At 30.0% G+C, this 21486-nt stretch carries 19 protein-coding genes and 1 pseudogene; 19 read left to right on the forward strand and 1 reads right to left on the reverse strand.

Features of this window, described 5'->3' with window-relative positions; translation table 11 throughout:
• The 6 genes and pseudogenes from DQN46_RS08880 (at window position 1) to DQN46_RS02030 (ending at window position 5863) form a co-directional block, all read left to right on the forward strand.
• Window positions 1-635, forward strand: a pseudogene (locus DQN46_RS08880) (GyrI-like domain-containing protein).
• Window positions 636-952: 317 nt separating this feature from the next.
• Complete coding sequence (locus DQN46_RS02010; protein ID WP_111742828.1) at window positions 953-1726, forward strand: SDR family NAD(P)-dependent oxidoreductase; 774 nt, start codon at window positions 953-955, stop codon at window positions 1724-1726.
• Between the two features lie 171 nt (window positions 1727-1897).
• The gene (locus tag DQN46_RS02015; protein ID WP_111742829.1) at window positions 1898-3643 is read left to right on the forward strand and encodes a 2-oxoacid:acceptor oxidoreductase subunit alpha; all 1746 of its coding nucleotides are present in this window, start codon (window positions 1898-1900) and stop codon (window positions 3641-3643) included.
• Window position 3644: 1 nt separating this feature from the next.
• Window positions 3645-4517: a 2-oxoacid:ferredoxin oxidoreductase subunit beta gene (locus tag DQN46_RS02020; protein WP_111742830.1), complete on the forward strand. Its 873-nt coding sequence runs from the start codon at window positions 3645-3647 to the stop codon at window positions 4515-4517.
• A gap of 11 nt (window positions 4518-4528) precedes the next feature.
• Window positions 4529-4798, forward strand: coding sequence for a hypothetical protein (locus DQN46_RS02025; protein WP_111742831.1), 270 nt, complete (start codon window positions 4529-4531; stop codon window positions 4796-4798).
• 3 nt (window positions 4799-4801) lie between these two features.
• Window positions 4802-5863: a M42 family metallopeptidase gene (locus DQN46_RS02030; protein WP_111742832.1), complete on the forward strand. Its 1062-nt coding sequence runs from the start codon at window positions 4802-4804 to the stop codon at window positions 5861-5863.
• Window positions 5864-5941: 78 nt separating this feature from the next.
• On the opposite strand, the gene DQN46_RS02035 is transcribed toward DQN46_RS02030, so the two are convergent.
• Complete coding sequence (locus DQN46_RS02035) at window positions 5942-7207, reverse strand: FtsW/RodA/SpoVE family cell cycle protein (RefSeq protein ID WP_111742833.1); 1266 nt, start codon at window positions 7205-7207, stop codon at window positions 5942-5944.
• A 213-nt stretch (window positions 7208-7420) separates the two neighbouring features.
• On the opposite strand from DQN46_RS02035, the gene mutS reads away from it, so the two are divergent.
• The 13 genes from mutS to DQN46_RS02090 all read left to right on the forward strand — a co-directional run bounded on the left by mutS (window position 7421) and on the right by DQN46_RS02090 (window position 21416).
• Complete coding sequence (gene mutS / locus DQN46_RS02040) at window positions 7421-10123, forward strand: DNA mismatch repair protein MutS (protein WP_111742834.1); 2703 nt, start codon at window positions 7421-7423, stop codon at window positions 10121-10123.
• A 4-nt stretch (window positions 10124-10127) separates the two neighbouring features.
• Window positions 10128-12197 (forward strand): DNA mismatch repair endonuclease MutL, encoded by a 2070-nt coding sequence (gene mutL, locus DQN46_RS02045; protein WP_111742835.1) that lies wholly within the window; start codon window positions 10128-10130, stop codon window positions 12195-12197.
• Between the two features lie 8 nt (window positions 12198-12205).
• Window positions 12206-13108 (forward strand): tRNA (adenosine(37)-N6)-dimethylallyltransferase MiaA, encoded by a 903-nt coding sequence (gene miaA / locus DQN46_RS02050; RefSeq protein ID WP_111742836.1) that lies wholly within the window; start codon window positions 12206-12208, stop codon window positions 13106-13108.
• Between the two features lie 261 nt (window positions 13109-13369).
• Window positions 13370-15025: a SulP family inorganic anion transporter gene (locus DQN46_RS02055; RefSeq protein ID WP_111742837.1), complete on the forward strand. Its 1656-nt coding sequence runs from the start codon at window positions 13370-13372 to the stop codon at window positions 15023-15025.
• Window positions 15026-15367: 342 nt separating this feature from the next.
• Window positions 15368-16006: a thiaminase II/PqqC family protein gene (locus DQN46_RS02060; protein ID WP_111742838.1), complete on the forward strand. Its 639-nt coding sequence runs from the start codon at window positions 15368-15370 to the stop codon at window positions 16004-16006.
• 27 nt (window positions 16007-16033) lie between these two features.
• The gene (locus DQN46_RS02065; RefSeq protein ID WP_111742839.1) at window positions 16034-16750 is read left to right on the forward strand and encodes a class I SAM-dependent methyltransferase; all 717 of its coding nucleotides are present in this window, start codon (window positions 16034-16036) and stop codon (window positions 16748-16750) included.
• A 221-nt stretch (window positions 16751-16971) separates the two neighbouring features.
• A complete protein-coding gene (locus tag DQN46_RS08610; protein WP_197712516.1) occupies window positions 16972-17271 on the forward strand; it encodes an alcohol dehydrogenase catalytic domain-containing protein in 300 nt (99 codons plus the stop codon).
• Between the two features lie 3 nt (window positions 17272-17274).
• Window positions 17275-17928, forward strand: a complete 654-nt coding sequence (locus DQN46_RS02070) for a zinc-binding dehydrogenase (RefSeq protein WP_197712517.1) — start codon at window positions 17275-17277, stop codon at window positions 17926-17928.
• Window positions 17921-18376, forward strand: coding sequence for a MarR family winged helix-turn-helix transcriptional regulator (locus DQN46_RS02075; RefSeq protein WP_111742840.1), 456 nt, complete (start codon window positions 17921-17923; stop codon window positions 18374-18376). The genes DQN46_RS02070 and DQN46_RS02075 overlap by 8 nt, the downstream gene beginning before the upstream one ends.
• Window positions 18377-18378: 2 nt before the next feature.
• The gene (locus tag DQN46_RS02080) at window positions 18379-19110 is read left to right on the forward strand and encodes an ABC transporter ATP-binding protein (RefSeq protein ID WP_111742841.1); all 732 of its coding nucleotides are present in this window, start codon (window positions 18379-18381) and stop codon (window positions 19108-19110) included.
• Entirely contained in the window at window positions 19110-20624 is a 1515-nt protein-coding gene (locus tag DQN46_RS02085) for an ABC transporter permease/substrate-binding protein (protein WP_111742842.1), read from the forward strand. The genes DQN46_RS02080 and DQN46_RS02085 overlap by 1 nt, the downstream gene beginning before the upstream one ends.
• A 30-nt stretch (window positions 20625-20654) precedes the next feature.
• A complete protein-coding gene (locus tag DQN46_RS08615) occupies window positions 20655-20798 on the forward strand; it encodes a hypothetical protein (RefSeq protein WP_197712518.1) in 144 nt (47 codons plus the stop codon).
• Window positions 20799-20840: 42 nt separating this feature from the next.
• On the forward strand, window positions 20841-21416 hold the full coding sequence (locus DQN46_RS02090) for a nuclear transport factor 2 family protein (RefSeq protein WP_197712519.1): 576 nt from the start codon (window positions 20841-20843) through the stop codon (window positions 21414-21416).
• The last annotated feature ends 70 nt before the right edge of the window (window positions 21417-21486 follow it).

The raw sequence follows: 21486 nt of genomic DNA on the forward strand, positions 1-21486 counted from the left end.
ATGGTGTTTGATTTTAAAAAAGAATATAAAGAGTTATATAAACCGAAGGCTAAACCTAGTATAATAAATGTAGAAAAAGCAAATTTTATTGCTGTAAGAGGAGTAGGAGATCCTAATGCAGAAAATAGTGAATATAAACAGTCTATAAGTCTTTTATATCCTATTGCTTATGCAATTAAAATGAGTAAAAAAGGTGATTACCAAATTGATGGTTATTTTGATTTTGTTGTTCCTCCACTAGAAGGTTTTTGGTGGCAAGAAGGAATTATAAAGGAGTAGACTATGCTAATAAACAGAATTTCCACTTTATTTCTTTAATACGTATGCCTGACTTTGTTACTAAAGAAGTTTTTGAATGGGCTATTGAAGAAACGACTCGTAAGAAGAAAGAGGATTTTTCAAAAGTAGAGTTTTTTACTTATGATGAAGGTTTATGTGTACAATGTATGCACATTGGGTCGTACAATGATGAACCGATAACAGTAGAGGCAATGCATGAGTATATGATTGAACAAGGGTATGAGTTAGACATTACGGACGAAAGATTTCATCATGAAGTTTATATTTCTGATGTTCGAAAAACCTCGCCTGAAAAATTAAAAACTGTCTTAAGACATCCAATTAAGAAAAAATAAAGTCCAGATTCGATTCGAAAATTAATATTTGAATCGAGTCTTTTAATTCATTGACATCATTATAGTTACATAGTATCATAATTACAGATATTGATTACAAAATTTAAAGAAAATTTAAGAAAAAAATATTATAATAACTTAAGAGATGCTGTTTTCTGAAAATACAAATTTTATATACTCAAAAAATATATAATAATTGAGCTAATAATTTTGTTAGTAAATTGCTTGTAGAGAAATACAGTATAATTTAACATAACTATATAAAAAGATAATATACTTGAGAAAAACTAAAATTAAATAAATTGGAGAGGTTTATTATGGAAACACTAAAAAAAAAGATTTTAATAACGGGAGCATCTAGTGGGTTAGGACGTGAATTAGCATATCAGTTTGCTCAAAAGGGAAATGTAGAATTAATTTTAGTAGCTCGTAGAAAAGAAGCGTTGGAAAAGGTAGTGAAAAAGTGCCATACTTATGATTCAGTAAAAGCTAAAAGCTACTCTGTAGATATAGGGGCACAAGACCAAGTTGAAGGATTGTTAGAAAAAATAGATGATGTAGATATTTTAATAAATGCTGCAGGCTATGGAATTATGAAAGATTTTAGCGAATTTACTGATTATGAAGTAGTAAAAATGTTTGATACTAATGTTATTGGAACTATTCAATTAACGACAGAAATAGCTAAAAGAATGCGTGAAAATAAATCAGGATCAATCGTAACAATAGCATCATTAGCAGGAAAAATAGCAACGCCAAAAACATCTGTCTATTCAGCAACAAAATTCGCACTTATCGGTTATTTTAATGCACTGCGTTTAGAAGTAAAAAAAGATAATGTTCATATTATGACTGTGAATCCTGGACCAGTTGCAACAAATTTCTTTAATATAGCTGATGAAGATAAAAGTTACTTAAAAGCAATGGGCGATAAACCATTAACACCAAAATTTGTTGCAAAAAAAATTATAAAAGGTATAGAAAAGAGAAAACGTGAAGTTAATTTACCACTTAAGTTGGTATTGGGGGTTAAATTAAGTCAATTATTTCCTCGCCTAAGTGACAAAATATTATTAGGGATGTTTAAATAAAAATGAAATTAATAAATATTTCTACGAAAATTCTTTTTTGTAGGGATATTTATTTTTTTTGATTAAAAAGTAAGCTGCTGTTTAAATGGTAAAATAGCATGAAATATGGTAAAATAAAGTATTAAGTAGTCACTAAAAAATTTCTCTTGAAAGAGATTAAAGGAGATTGATATGATAGATAAATTAGGATGGAAAATAGGTGGAGAACAAGGAGAAGGACTTGAGGCAACAACTGAAGTTTTTTCGACAGTTCTAAACTCGCTAGGTTACCATATGTATTCTACTAGGGATTTTGCGAGTAGAATAAAAGGTGGCCATAGTACTAGTAAAATCTGTATTTCAGAAGAAAAGATAGATGTTATTGATTATAAGACAGATATTCTTATTGCTTTTGATCAAGCAACTTTAGATAGTTATATTGATGAATTAGATGAGAATAGTATTATTATTGTTGATGAAAAGATAAAGCCAGAAATTTCAGAGGAAGTTACTGGATTAGTAGCAGTTTTCCCAATCACAGATCTTGCAAAAGAAATTTCAGCGCCAATTGTTAAAAATATTATAACGTTGGGAATTTGTTCTGCACTATTAAATATCAATAAAGATATTTTTTATAATATGATTGAAGTGAAATTTTCATCAAAAGGTGAAGAAATAGTTGCTACAAATATCCAAGCATTTAACAAAGGATATGAGATAATGCAAAGCTTTATGGTAGAGCATAACTTAGGAGATAAGTATTATCTTAAAGAATTGGAGAAAAAAGAACAAAATAATATGTGGCTAATAGGAAACCATGCAGCAGGCCTAGGTGCACTAGTAGCAGGGTGTCGTCTTTATGCAGGATATCCAATAACACCAGCCACAGAAATTATGGAATATTTATTTGAAAAATTACCAACTGTAAATGGAGCATATATTCAAACCGAAGATGAGATTGCGGCTCTTGGAGTTGCTATTGGGGCAAATTTTGCCGGTGTACGTGCTATGACAGCAACGTCTGGTCCGGGGATTTCTCTTATGACTGAATTTTTAGGTATGGCAGTTATGTCTGAACAACCAGTTGTTATTGTAGATGTTCAAAGAGGAGGTCCGTCATCAGGTCTACCAACAAAAGTTGAACAATCTGATATTTTCCATGCTGTTTATGGAGGAACTGGTGATGCTTCGCGAATTGTTTTAGCGCCAACTACTGTAGAAGATTGTTTTTATACTATGATTGATGCATTTAATATGGCAGAAAAATATCAAACACCAGTTATTGTATTGATGGACTTGCAACTAGGTATGAATAAACAAACTGTTTCCGATTTTGATTTTAGCAAAGTAGAAATTAATCGTGGTAAACTTCTAAAACAAGAAGAAATTACAGAAGAAGACATAATTTATTTCAAACGTTATGGACTTGATTCACTTGTATCTGAACGTACTATCCCAGGACAAAAGGGTGGAATTCATAATGCTAATAGTTATGAACATTCAGTAGTAGGGTTACCTTCTGAAGTTAAGAAAAATACAGTAAAACAGAAAAATAAACGTTCTGAAAAAATTGAAACAGCATTTATTGAAAATCCATTTGTTTTAAATGAATATAATGTAGAAAAAGATATTCTTTTAGTTGGTATTAACTCGACTTATGGAGTATTAAATAAAGCAGCCAAAGAGCTGAAAGAAAAAGGAATGAACATTGATACTATGCATTTACGCCAAATTTATCCGGTTGCTCAGAAGGTTAAAGATACTTTTGATAAATATAGAAAAGTCTATATTGTCGAGCATAATTCTAATAAACAATTACGAACAGTAATTTCAAGTAAGTATCATAATTCAGATAAAATTTCTAGTTTATTGAAATATAATGGTGATATATATTATACTCACGAACTTATAGAGCAACTATTAGAGGAGGAGAGATAATATGAAAGTAACAATGAAAGATTATAAAAATAATGAAAAACCGGATTGGTGCGCTGGCTGTGGAGACTTTTCTGTTTTAGCTGGGATTCAAAGGGCAGTAGTAAATCTTGGAATAAGACCAGAAAATGTTGTAATTTCTGCAGGAATTGGTTGTTCTGGGAAAATAAGTGGATATACTAAAGCTTATGGAGTTCAAGGACTTCATGGACGTAGCTTACCAGTAGCCCAAGGAATAAAACTAGCCAATCAAGATTTAACAGTTTTTGCAATGGGTGGAGATGGCGATGGATATGCTATAGGTATTGGACACGCCGTTCACGCTATGAAACGTAATGTAAATATGACTTATATTGTTATGGATAATCAGCTTTATGCTTTAACAAAAGGGCAAATGTCACCTAAATCAGCAGAAGGATTAGTGACGACAACTACACTTGAAGGTGTGATGGAAAAACCATTATCGGCTTTAAAAGTAGCTTTATCTTGTGAAGTAACATTTTTAGCTCAGGCATTTACTGGAGATATTAAAGGAATGATGGCTATTTTTGAAGAAGCTGTTAAGCATGATGGGTTCGCGTTGGTTAATGTATTTAGTCCATGTAAAACATATAATTACTACAATACTCCTGAATGGTATAAAGAGAATTTAACAAATCTTGATGATATCGAAGGGTATGATAATACAAATAAACTAGAAGCATATAGAATTTTAGAGGAATATAATGATTTAGTAACAGGGGTTATATATAAAAATAATAATAAACTAAAATATGAAACAACACTAAAAAATTATAATCAATCTAAACCATTAGCTCATCAGAACTTGGAATTTGAAGAAGAAATGTTTAAAAACTTATGTGATGAATTTAGATAAAGAGGCAAAATATGAAATTAAGAAAACTTTTATTACCATTAGCAGTAGCTGGAACAATGTATTACATTTATAAAAAAACAGAAGAATATGAATTGGATGTCGATCACATTGATAGATGCCGTAATAGTCTAATTGCGGAGGGATATACAGTAGCAGATAGTTATGTGTTAAATCTAATAGAAAACCAATATTTAATGTTTTATTTTAGTGATGAGGAAAAAGACTACGAAGTACGTTTTGATAAAGAAACAGATACTATAGAATATATAAAAGAGGTATAAGCGATGAATAAATCAATAGAAAGATTCAAAGAACTGACAATGTTAGATGGGACATCTGGTTTTGAGAGTGAAGTTTCAAAATACTTAGAAAAAAATTTGTCTAAGTATGCGGATGAAATCAAATTTGACAATTTAGGTGGAATCTACGCAATCAAAAAATCAAAAAAAGAAAATGCTAAGACTGTCATGATTGCAGCTCATATGGATGAAGTAGGATTTGTAGTTACAAAGATTTTACCAAATGGATTTTTAAAATTTGAAACATTAGGCGGTTTCCGTGAAGATGTTTTATTAGCTCAGACTTATACTGTAACATCGTATGCTGGTAAGAAGTTTACTGGAGTAATAGGCTCTATTCCAAAACATTTCACAGCAGGAATTGCTCAAAATGTAAAAATTAGTGATATGACGATTGATGTAGGTGCAGAAAATCGCGAAGAAGTTTTAAAAATGGGGATTCATGAAGGAGCATTTGTTACGCCGAAAACAACTTTTGAACAACTTACAGAAAATAGAATTATATCAAAAGCTGTTGATAATAGATATGGATGTGTAATTATTACAGAAATTTTTGAACAATTTGCAGATAAAGATTTAGATGTTAATTTGGTAGTTTGTGCAACAGTTCAAGAAGAAGTAGGGCTTCGTGGAGCTAAAATAGCAGCTAATATGATTAAACCGGATGTATGCTTTGTAGTTGATTGTAGTCCAGCCAATGATATGGACGGATCAGCGACAAGCAACGGACGTTTAGGCGAAGGGTTTTTAATACGTTTAGTTGATAGAACAATGGTTCTTCGTCCAAATATGCGTGAGAAACTAGTTAGACTGGCAGAAGAAAATGGTATAAAATATCAGTACTTTACATCACCTGGAGGAACAGATGCTGGGGAAATTCATCAAGCATTAAATGGTGTACCAACTACTGTAATTGGGATTTGTGCAAGGTACATTCATACACACAATGCGATTTTTGATATTCGTGATTACTATGCAGCAAAAGCTATTTTAGGAAAATTAATTGAAACAATAGATGATAAATTTATTGAAGATGTAAGAAAATAAGAAAAATAGGTTATCATAAAGTAAACTATATGAAATAAGAAATCGAGATAAGTATTAACTTATCTCGATTTTTTACTATTATCTATTTTTAAATTTTCTACTACGACGATATTCCTTTTGATTGTCGTAGGGCTCTTCATATTGATAATTACTTTCTTGATAGTCGTCATCAATATATGGTTCCTCCTCATAATTCTCATAATATTCATCTTCTAAGTATTCTTCGTGAATAGTAGCGTTTATTTTAACAATTATTCCAAATAGAATACTATTAGCAATAAGGGAACTTCCCCCATAGCTTACAAATGGCATACTAATTCCAATTACAGGGATTATGCTAAGAGTAGAGAAGATATTGATGAAAAATGAAAAACAAAAACTACACATTGCTAATAAAATAAAGTAGTAGCTATAATTACCTTGTTCACATTTTTTTACTATACTAAACAATCTTAGTATGAAAATAAAGAAGAATATTAAGAAAAAGAAGGTACCGATAAATCCAAAATTCTTTGCCAAAATAGAAAAGATAAAATCATTGAATTGCTCATCAATATAATTCTTATTTTTAGCAAAAGTTCCTGTTAAGCCGCCTCGTTTTATTTCGGAAAGTACCTGAGTAATCTGATACGAATAATCTAGTTTATACGCTTCAGGATTTAACCAAGATAATATTCTCTTTAATTGATATCCTTTAAGTCCTACTAAACCAAGAACTCTTGGGAAATATAGTGCACCTAAAATAATTATTCCTATACCAACAAGAACAACTGAATATATATTTAATAAAGTTTTTTTATGGGTACTGACTAGAAATACTAATCCTAAAAATAGAAAAATAAAGAATAATCCATTACCTAAGTCATTTTCACGAAGAACCAAAATGAAAGGAATCGCGATAATTAACAGTAATTTTAAGAGTTTAATAGAATCGGTGTTTTCTCTAAAACTTTTTTCTTTTATTAATAAACTGACCATAGCTACTGTAGATACTTTAGCAAATTCTGATGGTTGTAAAGTAAACAATCCAAAGTTGTACCAGCTACGCGCCCCATTAACAATAGGTGCCATAGAAGGTGGAACTAGAAATATACCTATCAATAAAGTTAAACCAAGCAAATAGAAAAATATAGAGAATCTTTCTATATAGTCGACTGGAATTTTTTGAAATATATATATTACAAAAAATCCTAATAGATAAAAGATGAATTGTTTAATAAATAATTTTGGTGTTTGATTATTATTATATTGTGCTAGCATTATTAATGTAAGGCTAGTAATCGCAAATATAAAATAAAAAATCATTATTGATAAATTAGTTTTATTTTTTATAAAATTTAACATAATTCAACTCCTTTGAAGTAATTATACAATAACAGAGTAATATAAGCAACTTAAATTAAAGATATCTGATATAGCTGTATTTTTCACTTTAATCGAAGATAAGTTTGCTGATGAACAACATATATGAGGCTACTATTTTCTTCAATATTATGATAAAATTATAATGTTATAGAAATGATATTAGGAAAAATTTGTAAGGAAGGAAATTTTTAAATGAAATATACGCCGATGATTGAGCAGTATTTAAAAATAAAAAAAGATTATCAAGATATGTTTTTATTTTATCGACTTGGTGATTTTTATGAACTGTTCTTTGAAGATGCAACTCGTGCATCAAAAATTTTGGAAATAACTTTGACAGCACGTGATGGTGGTGCAGAAAAAGTTCCAATGTGTGGAGTACCATTTCACGCTGCAGCTAATTATATAGATGTGCTTGTCAATAATGGCTATAAAGTAGCTATCTGTGAGCAAGTTTCGGAACCTGGTCAAGGAAAGATTGTTGAAAGAAAAGTAGTTCAAGTAATTACGCCAGGAACATACATGAACTATAAAAACTATGATGAAAATAACTTTTTAGCTAGTGCATATAAAAAAGATGGCAATATTTATTTTGCATTTTGTGATATTATGACAGGGGATAGCCGTTGCACAATTTTGAAAACAATGGATGATTTGCAAGATGAAATTTTGAGAAATAATATTAAAGAAATAATTACTATTAAAGACCAAGAACTAAAGGTTAGTGCATACATTACAGAAGTAGAAGTAGATGAAAATATAGAAAAAGAGAAAACATCTAATCTAAGTGACAGTAATCTTCGTATTTGCTGCAATATCTTGTTAGATTATATTGAAAAAACACAAAATAAAGATGTTAACAGTCTAAAAAACTTTGAAGTATATTTTAAAGATAAGTTTGTTTATATGACAAATTATTCACTAAAGAACTTAGAAGTAACACAAAATATGGCGAATGGTGGGAAAAAAGGTTCTTTATTGAGTATTATTGATAAAACTTCGACAGCTGCAGGTGCTAGAAAGCTAAAAAAATGGCTAGAAAATCCACTTTTAAATCTAAAGGAGATAGAACATCGACAAGAAATTGTTGGAGATTTTGTTAAACATTATTTTGAAAAAGCAGATGTTAAAACAAATCTAAAAGAGGTTTATGACCTTGAACGCATATCAACAAAGGTTTCATATAATATAGTAAGCCCTAAAGAGTTACTGAATTTGAAAAAAACGTTAGAAAAAATTCCAAGTATAAAAAATATATTACTAAGTTTTAATTCGAAAAAATTAATAGAAATTGCGAATAATATTGATGAATTAGAAGATTTACATGAATATCTAGAAGTTACTATTAACGAAGAAGCTGGACAAACTGTTAAAGAAGGAAATGTAATTAAATTAGGTTTCAACTCAGAATTAGATAGTTATAAAAATGCTAGTAAAAATGGTAATAGAATTTTACTAGAAATAGAAGAACGTGAAAAAAATAGAACAGGTGTTAAAAACCTAAAGGTAGGTTACAACAAAATTTTCGGTTATTTCATAGAAATTTCTAAAGTAGGCTTGAAAACTATAGATCCAACAGAACTTGGTTATCATAGGAAACAAACTTTATCTAACTGTGAGAGATTTATTTCAGAAGAATTAAAAGAAGTAGAAGAACATATCGTTAATTCTAAAGCGAAAATTGAAGAGTTAGAATTGCTGTTATTCCAAGAAGTTAAGATGAAAATACATAGCTTTATTCCGAGATTACAGCGAGTTGCTAATATTCTTAGTGATATTGATGTATTTGTTTCATTATCAGATGTAGCAGAAGAATATAGTTATACAAAACCAAAATTTAATAATAATAATATAATTGATATTATTGAAGGTAGACATCCGATAGTAGAGCGTAATGTAAGTGATGATGGGTATATTAGTAATGATTGCAAGGTAGATAAAGATAATAATATTCTATTAATAACAGGACCGAATATGTCTGGGAAATCTACTTATATGCGTCAGCTTGCACTTATAGTTATACTTGCCCAAATCGGATCATTTGTTCCAGCAACATCAGCTAATCTCCCGATTTTTGATAAGATATTTACTCGTATTGGGGCGAGCGATGACCTTGCTGGAGGAAAATCAACGTTTATGGTAGAAATGATTGAGGCGAAAAATGCTCTTGTTGAATCTACTGCAAACTCATTACTTATTTTTGATGAAATTGGGCGCGGAACATCTACTTATGATGGTATTGCACTTGCACAATCTATTTTGGAGTATATTAACGAAAAAATTAAATGCAAAACATTATTTTCAACGCATTATCATGAACTGACGAAATTAGAAAACAGAATGAATGGAATTAAAAATATTCATGTGTCTGCTAAGGAAGACCACGGTAAATTAATATTCCTTTATAAGATTAATGATGGACCTATAGAGAAGAGTTATGGTATTCATGTTGCTCAACTTGCACATCTTCCTGAAGAAGTAATAGTAGTGGCAAATAATATTTTAAAAGAACTAGAAAGTGGTAATATAGGCTCAGGTGATTTAATCGGAAAAGGATATTATGAAAATATTGGAAATACTGGGGAAACTCAGGCGGCAAAAGATGAAGCTAACCCAATGCAATTAGTACAACATTTAGAGAAGAAATTACAAAAAGAATTAGAAGAAAAGCTACGATTAGAGTACGACGAAAAACTTCAAAAAGAACTTAAAAATAAGGTAAAAGAAAAAACTAATGGAAATTACAAAAAGCTTCAACTAGATTTTGATAATAATGATGAAAAATTTGAATTTATTAAAGAAAAATTAACAGGTTTGAATTTCTTAGAAACAACACCAATAGAAGCATTTAATCTTCTTTATGAACTACAACAAAAACTCAATGAAGGGAGGTAGTTAAATGGGGAAAATAAATATATTATCTGCAGAATTATCTAATAAGATAGCAGCAGGAGAAGTGGTAGAACGACCAGCTTCTGTTGTTAAAGAATTAGTAGAAAATTCGCTTGATGCGGGTAGTACAAATATAAAAATTATAATAAAAGAATTCGGGATAGAACAAATTAGGATTATAGATAATGGAAGTGGGATATCAAATGACGATCTCGAACGCGCTTTTTTAAGACATGCGACAAGTAAGATAAGAGAGGATTATGATTTATTTCATATAAAAACACTTGGTTTTCGTGGTGAAGCCTTGGCAAGTATTTCCTCTGTTAGTCGTGTGACTATTAAGAGTTGTGCTGGCGAAGCTCAAGGAAAGATGCTGGTACTAGAAGCGGGAAAAGTCACTAGCGAGGAGTATTACGCTCCGATAAAAGGAACAGACCTTAGCGTAGAAAATTTATTTTATAATACACCAGCACGTCTAAAATACTTGCGTAATGCACATACAGAACAGGCTAATATAACAAATGTTATTTACAAATTTGCTTTATCTTATCCTAATGTCTCATTTGAGTTGCATGTAGATGATAAAATAACATTTAAAACTTATGGTGATGGTGATGTTCATAAAATATTATCGAAAATATATAATATGAGTGTTGCTCGAAATATGATTAGTTTTTCTGGTAATAACGATGATTATAAAGTTTATGGTTATATTTCTGTGCCAGATGAAACACGTGCTAGTAAAAACTATATTAATATTTTTATAAACGGTCGTTATATTCGAAATTATATAATTCAGAATTCTATTATAGATGCCTATGGAACATTACTTATGAAAAATCGCTATCCTCTTTGTGTAATTAATATCGATATGGATCCAATCTTGTTAGATGTTAATGTTCATCCGACAAAGCAAGAAGTAAGATTATCAAAAGAAGCAGAGTTAATTTCACTTATAAAAGGAGTAATTTCGGAAAGGTTAGCTAATTATACATATATTCCTCAAGGGATGAATAATGTACTACCTAAAAAAGAAAAAGCAAATATAGAGAAATTTAATTTTTTAGATGAACTTGACAATAAATTTGGAATGCAGACTGAAGAAAATAATACATCTCTTTTTAATAAAGGACAAAATGAGGCTAATTTTGTAAAAGAAGATGACCTTGTTTTTGGAGAAGATAATGATATTCACAAGTTACAGGAAGAACTAAATTCAAATAATGAAAGCCATATAAGACGACAACAAACAGAAATTAGTGGTATGGAGAGTAGCTTACCAGATTTAAGTTATACAGCACGTCCACGTGAAAATTATAATAAGTATGGTGATAAACCAACGAAAAAAGAAATTGAAAACTTTATGAATTTCTCAAAGAGAGAAGAAATTGGAGAGGCGACTAAAGAGGAAATCTCTAATACAATAGTAAAAGATAATAGCCACTTTGATGAAATAAAAAATTTAAAAATTATTCAGGATGAAAGTATGGAAGTCAAGACTTTACCAGATTTAAAAGTTCTTGCTCAAATATTTAAAACATATATTTTATCAGAGGCTGATAATAAACTTTATCTTATAGATCAACATGCGGCAGCAGAACGTTATAATTATGAGAAGCTTCAACGAGATTTTATAGATAGAAAGAACTATAAAAAACAAATGCTTATACCGATGACGTTTGATTTTTCAATAGAAGAAGCAGCAGAAATTAGAAATAATTTTGAGAAATTTACAGAACTAGGCATTGACTTTGAAGAATTTGGCGATAATTCTTATGTCGTCCGAGAATTTCCAGGTTGGATAGAAGAAGACGAAGAAGAAATGATTAAAATTATTGTTGAGAAAGTTTTAAATAACAATAAAATTACTTTTAATGAACTACGAAACGATGCAATAGCGATGGCTAGCTGTAAAATGTCAATAAAAGCTAATCAAATTTTAAGTGAAGTAGAGATGAACAAAGTAATTAGTGATCTTTACAAATGCAAAAATCCATTTACATGTCCGCATGGGCGACCAATTATAACAAAAATGGAGAAAAAAGATTTAGAAAAAATGTTTAAACGTATAGTGTAGGAGGTAAAATGGAAAAGATACCTTTAATAGCAATAGTTGGACCAACAGCTGTGGGGAAGACGGCGTTAAGCATTGAACTAGCAAAAAAGTTTAATTGTGAAATTATTTCAATAGATAGTGTTCAAATTTATAAAAAATTTGATATAGGTTCTGCCAAAGTAACCAAAGAAGAAATGGATGGAGTAGTCCATTATTTAATTGATGAATTAGAGCCAACAGTTACTTGTTCGGTTTATGACTTTCAAAAAATGGCGCGTAGCTTGATTGATGATATTCATAAACGAGGGAAAATACCATTGCTAATTGGTGGAACGGGTTTTTATATGAATGCAGTGCTTAATAATTATGAGTTTACTGATTTGAAAGAAAAGACTTATGATGTTGATGTAGATATGGCGAGAGACTATTTAAAGAGAAACTATCCAGATACTTATAATAGTATTGATTTAGATAATCATCGCCGAGTTATTAATGCTTATAATTATGTAGTAAATGAAAATAAATCGGTGACAACTAATAATAATGGAGATACTATTCTTGAGAAGTATAATCCATATTTAATAGTTTTAAATACAGACCGTGAAATTCTTTATAAAAGAATTAATAAACGCGTTGAACTAATGTTTGAACAAGGTTTTGAACGAGAGGTTAAAGAAATAATTGCAGAGTATGGTAAAGACTTACAACCACTTGGAGCAATAGGTTATAAAGAAATGATACCCTATTTTGAAGGTTTAGTTTCTAAGGAAAATACTATCAATGCCATTTCTCAAAATTCAAGGCGATATGCAAAACGTCAACTTACATGGTTCAGAAATAAGATGAATGGAGTTTGGTACGATAGTCAGAATTCAGACTTATTAACGAAAGTAGAAAAAGATATAAAGAACTTTTTAAAATATAATAACTAGAAAGTTTAAGTAAAATTTAATTATAGCTTTAACTTTGTATAAAGTATCATGTATATAATAAATATATAGAACTCAATAATATTTTTTTCATAATAAATCGGGGCTCGTCAATTTGCGAGCCTTTCTTTTTTTATAATGAATAGTCGTATAGAATAATTAATTATAATTTATTTACTAAGTATTTCTGATATAACTAGAGTTTTTGTTTTTTCTATGCTAAACTATTAGTATTGTTAATTCTCAAAAAATCAGGAGGAGAAAATGAGTTCGTTTAAATATATTAAGCCCAAGTTTTTTAGCGTTATGAAAAACTATACAAGAGAGCAATTTATAAAAGATATTATCGCTGGATTAATAGTAGCTATTATAGCATTACCTTTATCGATTGCTTTGGCGATAGCATCAGGTGTTAATCCAGAACAAGGGCTTTATACTGCGATTATTGCAGGTTTTTTTATTTCATTTTTAGGAGGAAGTAGGGTTCAGATAGGGGGACCAACAGCCGCTTTTGTTGTTATTATCTATGGAATTATAGCAGAGCACGGTATTCCAGGACTTATTATTGCTACTTTGTTAGCAGGAGTTATGTTAATTTTAATGGGATTATTCCACTTTGGTGATTTAATAAAATTTATTCCGAAAACTATAACTATTGGTTTTACATTAGGTATTGCTATAGGGATAGTAGTAGGTCAGATTAAAGATTTTTTAGGTCTTAATATGGGAGCTGTTCCTGCAGAATTTTTAACTAAATTAGTAGCATATAGTCACAATTTAGGTAGTATTAATTACATAACTTTGGCAATTGGTATTTTGGCATTATTAATTCAAATTTTTTGGCCAAAAGTATCAAAAAAAATACCTGGTTCTTTAGTAGCAATTATAGTTACAACGCTATTAGTAGCAATATTTAAACTACCAGTCAAAACTATTGGGGATTTATATACTATTAAAGCAGGACTTCCAAGCTTTTCTATGCCTGTATTGTCATTCTCGTTAGTTCGTGAAATGATATTACCAGCTTTCACAATTGCGATGTTAGCAGCTATAGAGTCTTTACTTTCTGCAGTAGTTTCTGATGGTATGATAGGAAGTAAACATAAATCCAATGCCGAACTAGTAGGTCAAGGTGTTGGGAATATTTTATCTGCGCTTTTTGGTGGAATCCCTGCAACCGGGGCTATAGCAAGAACGGCAGCGAATGTAAAAAATGGTGGAAGAACACCTGTTGCTGGGATGGTACATGCACTAACATTATTGTTGATTTTATTATTTTTAATGCCATATGCATCTTATATACCGATGAGTTGTCTAGCAGCTATTTTAATAATAGTTGGTTATAATATGAGTGGGTGGCGTACTTTTGTACGCATAATAAAAACTGCCCCAAAAAGTGATATAGCAGTTTTAATTATTACTTTCTTATTAACATTATTCTTTGATTTAGTAATAGCTATAGAATTTGGTATGGTACTAGCAGCTTTCCTTTTCTTAAAAAGAATGTCAGATATAGCAGAAGTTCGACAATGGACATATATAGGGTCTTCAGAAGACGAAAAATTATCAGAGGATGTTGATTTGAAGTATGTTCCTAAAAATACTATAGTATATGAAGTTTTTGGAGCACTTTTCTTCGGCGCTGCTAACGTTTTTACTAGTTTTAAACATGAAGAAGGAAAGAATGTTTTAATTCTTAGAATGCGTAATGTCCCAGTAATGGATATTTCGGGGGTAGAGGCATTAGAAGAAATATTAGAAACTTGTAAAAAACGAAATTTAACACTTATTTTATCTCATGTTAATGAACAACCTTATCACGCTATGGAAAAAGCTGGTTTTGTCGAAAAAATAGGTGCTGAAAATATTTGTGAAAATATAGATGCATCATTAGAAAGAGCAGAAAAGTTAGCGAAGTAATACTTTAGCAGTTTCTAATGCAAGTTATATTATAAATTACTACAATATTTCTCAAATATATAATAACAGTAACGAATTCTATGATTTTTTCAGTAAGATATTTTAGTAAAATTTAATTTTTTCTGTAAAAGCATTAAAAGTTTTTGGTTTACAATATATTCTATGGTAAAGCTCATCTTCTGATGAGCTTTTTACTTTGTGTAAGTGTTACTTGCTAAAAAAATATTTATATAATTACAAAATGAAAACGTTATTTACTTTGTGAATATTTTGTGTTACTATAATACTAGACAGCAAAAGTATAGCTGTCTGTTAATTCTTGATTTTGGGGAGGAGTAGAACTTGTTTATTGATGAAATTAAACCAAAAATTTCTCCATTGTGGGAGATGGGTTTTAATACACCTTTTGTTCAGGAGCTAATTAAGGGGGATTTGTCGAGTGAAGCTTTCGAAAGATATTTACAGCAGGATAGTATATATTTGGAAAATTATGTAAAACTATGCAAAATTGCTATGAGTAAAGCTAAGACTTATAAAGAGAGAGAAGTTATTCGTTCTCTTATAGAGTTTTCAAATGATACGGAGCTTCAGACTAGATCGGAATCTTTAGATTCAGATAATATTACGGCATCAGAGACAGAAGTATTTCCTGAAACAGAAGAGTACGTCAATTATATAATGAGTTTTTCTCATGACAAGGATAACTATAAATTAATGATTGTACTTATGAACTGTATGTTGAGTTATGATTACATATTTACTATAGCTGCAGCTCGAATGAATAAATCTCAAAATATATATTATAGTTTTGTAGCAGATTATACTACTGAGAAATACAAAACTTTCTATAGGGGATGGATAGATTATATAAATGAGGCTTATCGAGATATTTCAGATTATAACAAAAAAGAATTGATTAAAATATTTGAAGAAGCTAGTGGTTATGAATTACGATTTTGGGATAGAGTTTATATAGGATAATCTAAAAAGTTATACAAGGAGTATCTTATGGAAATTAATACAAAAATGTTTGATGGATATGCTGATAAATATGATCAGTGGTTTTTAACTAATAATAAAGTATTCGAAAGTGAGCTGAAATTACTTCATGCTTGTCTTAATCCGTTAAAAAAAGATAAAATTTTATCAGTTGGTTGCGGAAGTGGACTATTTGAGTCAGCTTTAAAAAGCGAATATGGGATAAATGTAGAACATGGTTTGGAGCCCTCTACTGATATGGCAGAAATTGCTGAAAAGAGAGGTGTTAAGGTGGAAATAGGCGATGCTGAAACTACTCAACTAAAAGATGAAGAATATGATATTATCTATCTGAATGGTTGTTCAACTTATATCGCCGACCTGGGCAAAGCATATAAAAATTGCTATAATGCATTGAAAAAAGGGGGACATCTTATTCTTTTAGATGTTCCAGTAGAAAGTGCATATGGAATATTATATAGCTTTGCAAATTATGCTGATGGTTATGATGAAAAACTTTTTTCAAGACTTGCACCAGCACTTCCATATCCTATTGAGCTAGTGAAGTCAGGAATATTTCACTCTCCACTAGAGAAGTTAAATATTGTAAGAGACGAGCTTATGATGAAAAATATTCGTTTTATGCAAACACTAGTTGCTCATCCAATTTATACAAACGATAGCGTAGAAGAACCAATCGAAGGTTACGATAAAGGTGGGTATGTTGCGCTAATTGCAGAAAAATAAAATCAATTTAAATAAATAAAAATTATAAAGGCTTTTGGCATTCACACATTTATATGTTGAATGTCAGAGGCCTTTTATATTTTAGTTAATAAATTTAGGTAAATATTCAGCTCTTATATATACAAATTTTAAAAAAATATTAGTAAAAATTATTGACTAATTCTGAATATAATGTTAATATATAGTAAAATGATTTTACTAATGTAATGGTGGTGGAAATTATGAAGGCTATTAAAGTTTTTGAAAAAGGAGCCTCAAATGTATTAAAAATTGTAGAAGTAGATAAACCAGAATTAAAAGAAGGTTGGTCATTAGTTAAGGTAAAAGGTTTTGGGATAAATCGTTCAGAAATATTCACTAGAAAAGGATATTCTCCTGATGTAGTTTTTCCTAGAATTTTGGGAATAGAATGTGTTGGAATTATTGAGGAGTCTACTGATGAAAAGAATCTTCCTGTGGGAAGCAAGGTTGTTTCTATAATGGGAGAGATGGGGCGAGCTTATGATGGTTCTTATGCGTAGTATGTGTTGCTTCCTAACAATCAAATTTATAAGGTAAACTCTAATCTTTCTTGGAGTGATTTTGCAGCAATACCTAAAACCTACTACACGGCATTTGGTTCGTTGAAGAATCTAAATATAAATAAAGATGATAAAGTATTAGTTCGCGGCGCTACTAGTGGCGTAGGTGAAGCATTTGCAAAGTTATTAAAAGCTAAATATCCTAGTATATATTTAACAGGTAGTACGAGAAAGGAAAATAAAATAACCAAGCTAAAATCTTATGGCTATGATGAAGTAATTTTAGACAAGGATGATATATTAGATACTAATCAGAGTTTTGATAAAATTCTTGAATTAGTGGGACCTGCGGTAATCAAAGACTTAATTAGTCATTTGAATGAATTCGGAATAATTTGTAATACTGGTTTGCTAGGAGAAAGTTGGTATTTGGAAGAATTTGACCCTACAATGGAACTAAAAAATAATATTTATCTTACAGCTTTTTATTCAGGTGGAGTTAATGAAGATAAACTTAACGAAATGTTTACATATATAAAAGAACATAAAGTAGAAATTAAACCAGAAAAAATATTTAACTTAGCTGAGATTGTTAAAGCTCATGATTATTTAGAAAACAATGAAAGTTTTGGAAAGGTGGTAGTTGTTAATGATTAACACATTGGAAAATGCGAAAATGTTTACTAGAAGAAAAGATGAAAATAACTCACTTTATGAATGTTATGCGAGGAAAAATGGATTACAAGGGAAATCTCTCTTAATTTTGATGTGGTTATATTATAATCCAAATGGTATTATTCAAAATAAAATTTGTGAACATACCTACTCTACAAAGCAAGTCGTTAATGCGACAATAAAATCATTTGAGAAAAAAGGATATATATTTTTTGAAGAAAATATAGAAGATAGAAGAGCTAAGAAAGTAAAACTAACGGAAGAAGGTCGTACTTATGCAGCGAAAATACTCGATCCATTGGAGGAAGTGGAAGTTGAAGCAATGAGCAAATTAACAGAAGAGCAACAGAAACAATTTACAGAATTATTTACAATTTTCAACAGTTACTTTAAAGAAAATATGGAACAATTAATGAAGGGAAATGATTAATCATGATAAACTATAAAAATGTATCACTATGCTGCTCCACAAATGGTTTAATACTTGATGGTTTAAGCTTTGAAATACAAGAAGGAGAATTTTTTGTCCTTGTAGGACCAAGTGGTAGTGGGAAAACAACAACTTTAAAATTAATAAATAGGTTAATAGAGCAAACTGATGGAGATATTTATTTTGAAGATAAGAGATTAAAAGACTATGATTTAAGAGAATTAAGACTTAAAACTGGGTATGTTCTCCAACAAATTGCATTATTTCCGAATCTTACGGTTTCAGAAAATATTGCATTAATTCCAGAAATGAAAAATTTTGATAAAAAAGAAATTAAAGAAAAAACAGAGGATTTATTGAAAAAAGTGGGGCTAGATCCTAAACATTATATGAATCGACTTCCAAAGGAACTATCAGGAGGAGAAAAACAGCGTGTAGGAATATTGCGTGCGATAATTGCTAATCCTAAAATTTTACTGATGGATGAACCATTTTCTGCATTAGATCCTATTAGTAAAGTTCAATTACAAGATTTAATAAAAACTTTGCATAATGAATATAAAATGACAACAGTTTTTGTTACTCACGATATGGATGAAGCTTTAAAACTTGCTGATAGAATTTGTATTTTGCAAGATGGTAAAGTTGTTCAAATTGCCACACCAAAAGAGATGCAAGATAATCCGGCTAATGATTTTGTTCGTGAATTTTTCAAAGTAAAGGGGTGTAATTAATGAATATAATAGATACATTTGTTGAACGTAAAGGTGACTGGGGAATAGCTCTTTTTCAACACCTTCAAATTTCATTACTATCGTTACTTATTGCGATTATTCTTGCTGTACCTCTTGGAATAGTTTTATCGAATAATAAAAAGGTTAGTGAATGGTTTTTACAAATTACAGGAGTTTTTCAAACTATACCATCGCTTGCACTTTTAGGTTTATTTATTCCATTTATGGGAATAGGAACAGTGCCAGCTGTAGTAGCGTTAGTTATCTATGCACTATTTCCGATATTGCAAAGTACATTAACAGGACTGTCAGAGATAGATTCTTCTTTAGAAGAAGCGGCAACAGCATTTGGTATGACGAAGTGGGAGAAATTAAAAAAATATCAACTTGCTTTATCGATGCCAATCTTAATGGGGGGAGTAAGAACAGCAAGTATTATGATTATCGGAACAGCGACGCTTGCAGCACTTATAGGTGCGGGCGGACTTGGTTCATTTATATTACTAGGAATCGATAGAAATAATTCTGCACTTATATTGATTGGAGCAATTTCTTCTGCAGTACTTGCAATTATTTTTGGTGCCTTGATTAAATTTTTACAAAATAAAAAGCCAAAAACAATTGTTGTAACTTTATCTGCAGCGATAATAGCTGTTACTTTAAGTTTTACACCTCTAGCAAAAACATCTAATGATAAACTTGTGATTGCAGGAAAGTTAGGTGCTGAGCCAGAGATTTTAATTAATATGTATAAGATTTTAATTGAGAATGAAACAGATATAAATGTTGAAGTGAAACCTAATTTTGGGAAAACTAGCTTTTTATATGAAGCTTTAAAAGGTGGAAGTATCGATATTTATCCAGAATTTACAGGAACTGTTACAACAACATTATTAAAAGAACCGGTGACTAATATTTCTAATGACCCAAAAGAAGTATATGAGATTGCTAAAGAGAAAATTTTAACTCAAGATAGATTAGTATATTTAGAACCAAGTAAGTTTCAAGATACATATGCTCTTGCTGTTTCTGAAAAATATGCTAAAGATAACAATATACAAAAAATATCAGACCTTAAGAGAGTAGAATCTTCATTAACAGCAGGATTCTCACTAGAATTTAATGATAGAGAAGATGGTGTACTAGGACTAAAAAAACTCTATGGACTAAACTTAAATATTAAAACTATGGAACCAGCTTTAAGATATCAAGCTATAGCAAATGGAGATGTTAATATCATCGAAGTATTTTCTACTGATAGCAAATTAATTACTAACAAATTAAAAGTATTAGAAGATGATAAAAAATTATTCCCACCTTATCAAGGGGCTCCATTACTTAGAGAAGAAACACTGAAGAAATATCCTCAATTGGAAAAAATTCTAGGAAAACTTGCTGGTAAAATAACAACTGAGGAGATGACTAAGATGAATTATGCTGTAGATGTTGAAGGTAAGAGTGCTTATGAAGTAGCAAAAGCATATTTACAAAAAGAAGGTTTAATAAAGAAATAATACCTAGAAAAAAGAAAGAGAAATTAAATTATGTCAAAACAATTAGAAAATGCTAAGAATTTATATATAAGAGGACTTGAAGATGGAGCAATAAAAGAAGTTCAGGAAAATTATATGGGGGCCACATATACTCAACATAGTACAGGAGTTCCGGATGAAAAAGAAGGATTTTAAAAATTTTTTGTAGATTTCTTTAAACGACACCCAAAAAGAAAAATGAATATTGTACGTACTATAGAAGATGGGAATTTTGTATTTGTTCACGTTCATCAATTTTTAAATGATGGGGCTGCTCAGTGGATAACGGCGGATATATTCCGTTCTGACGATGAGGGGAAAATTGTAGAACATTGGGATGTTATTGATTATTATCCAAGTGAAATAGGTGATTTTGATCCTATTTATGGTAATTTTGAAATTATAGATGAAGATAAAACAGAAGAAAACAAAAAAATTGTTCGTAGATACTTAGTTGATGTACTTCAAAATAAAGAGTTTGAGAAGTTCGATGATTATATAGCTGAAAATCTAATTCAGCATAATCAAGAAATTTCGCAAGGTAGGGACGCTTATAAAAAATATTTAAAAGATAATAATGTAATATATGATTTTGTTTTTAAAGTTATGGGACAAGGAAATTGTGTAGTTGCTTATTCTAAAGTATTTGTAGGTGAGCAAGATTTTGCCCACTTTGACATATTCAGACTGGAAGATGGAAAAATCGTTGAACACTGGGACAATAAAGAAGTTATTCCTAATAAATATGATTTAATAAATCTAGGTAAATTTTAATATAATAAAAATTCTCAAGTAAATTAGTTTGCTTGGGAATTTTTAATTATTGTGTTTTCTTTTTTAGCTA

It is taken from the genome of Gemella morbillorum (assembly GCF_900476045.1).
Taxonomy (GTDB): Bacteria; Bacillota; Bacilli; order Staphylococcales; family Gemellaceae; genus Gemella; species Gemella morbillorum.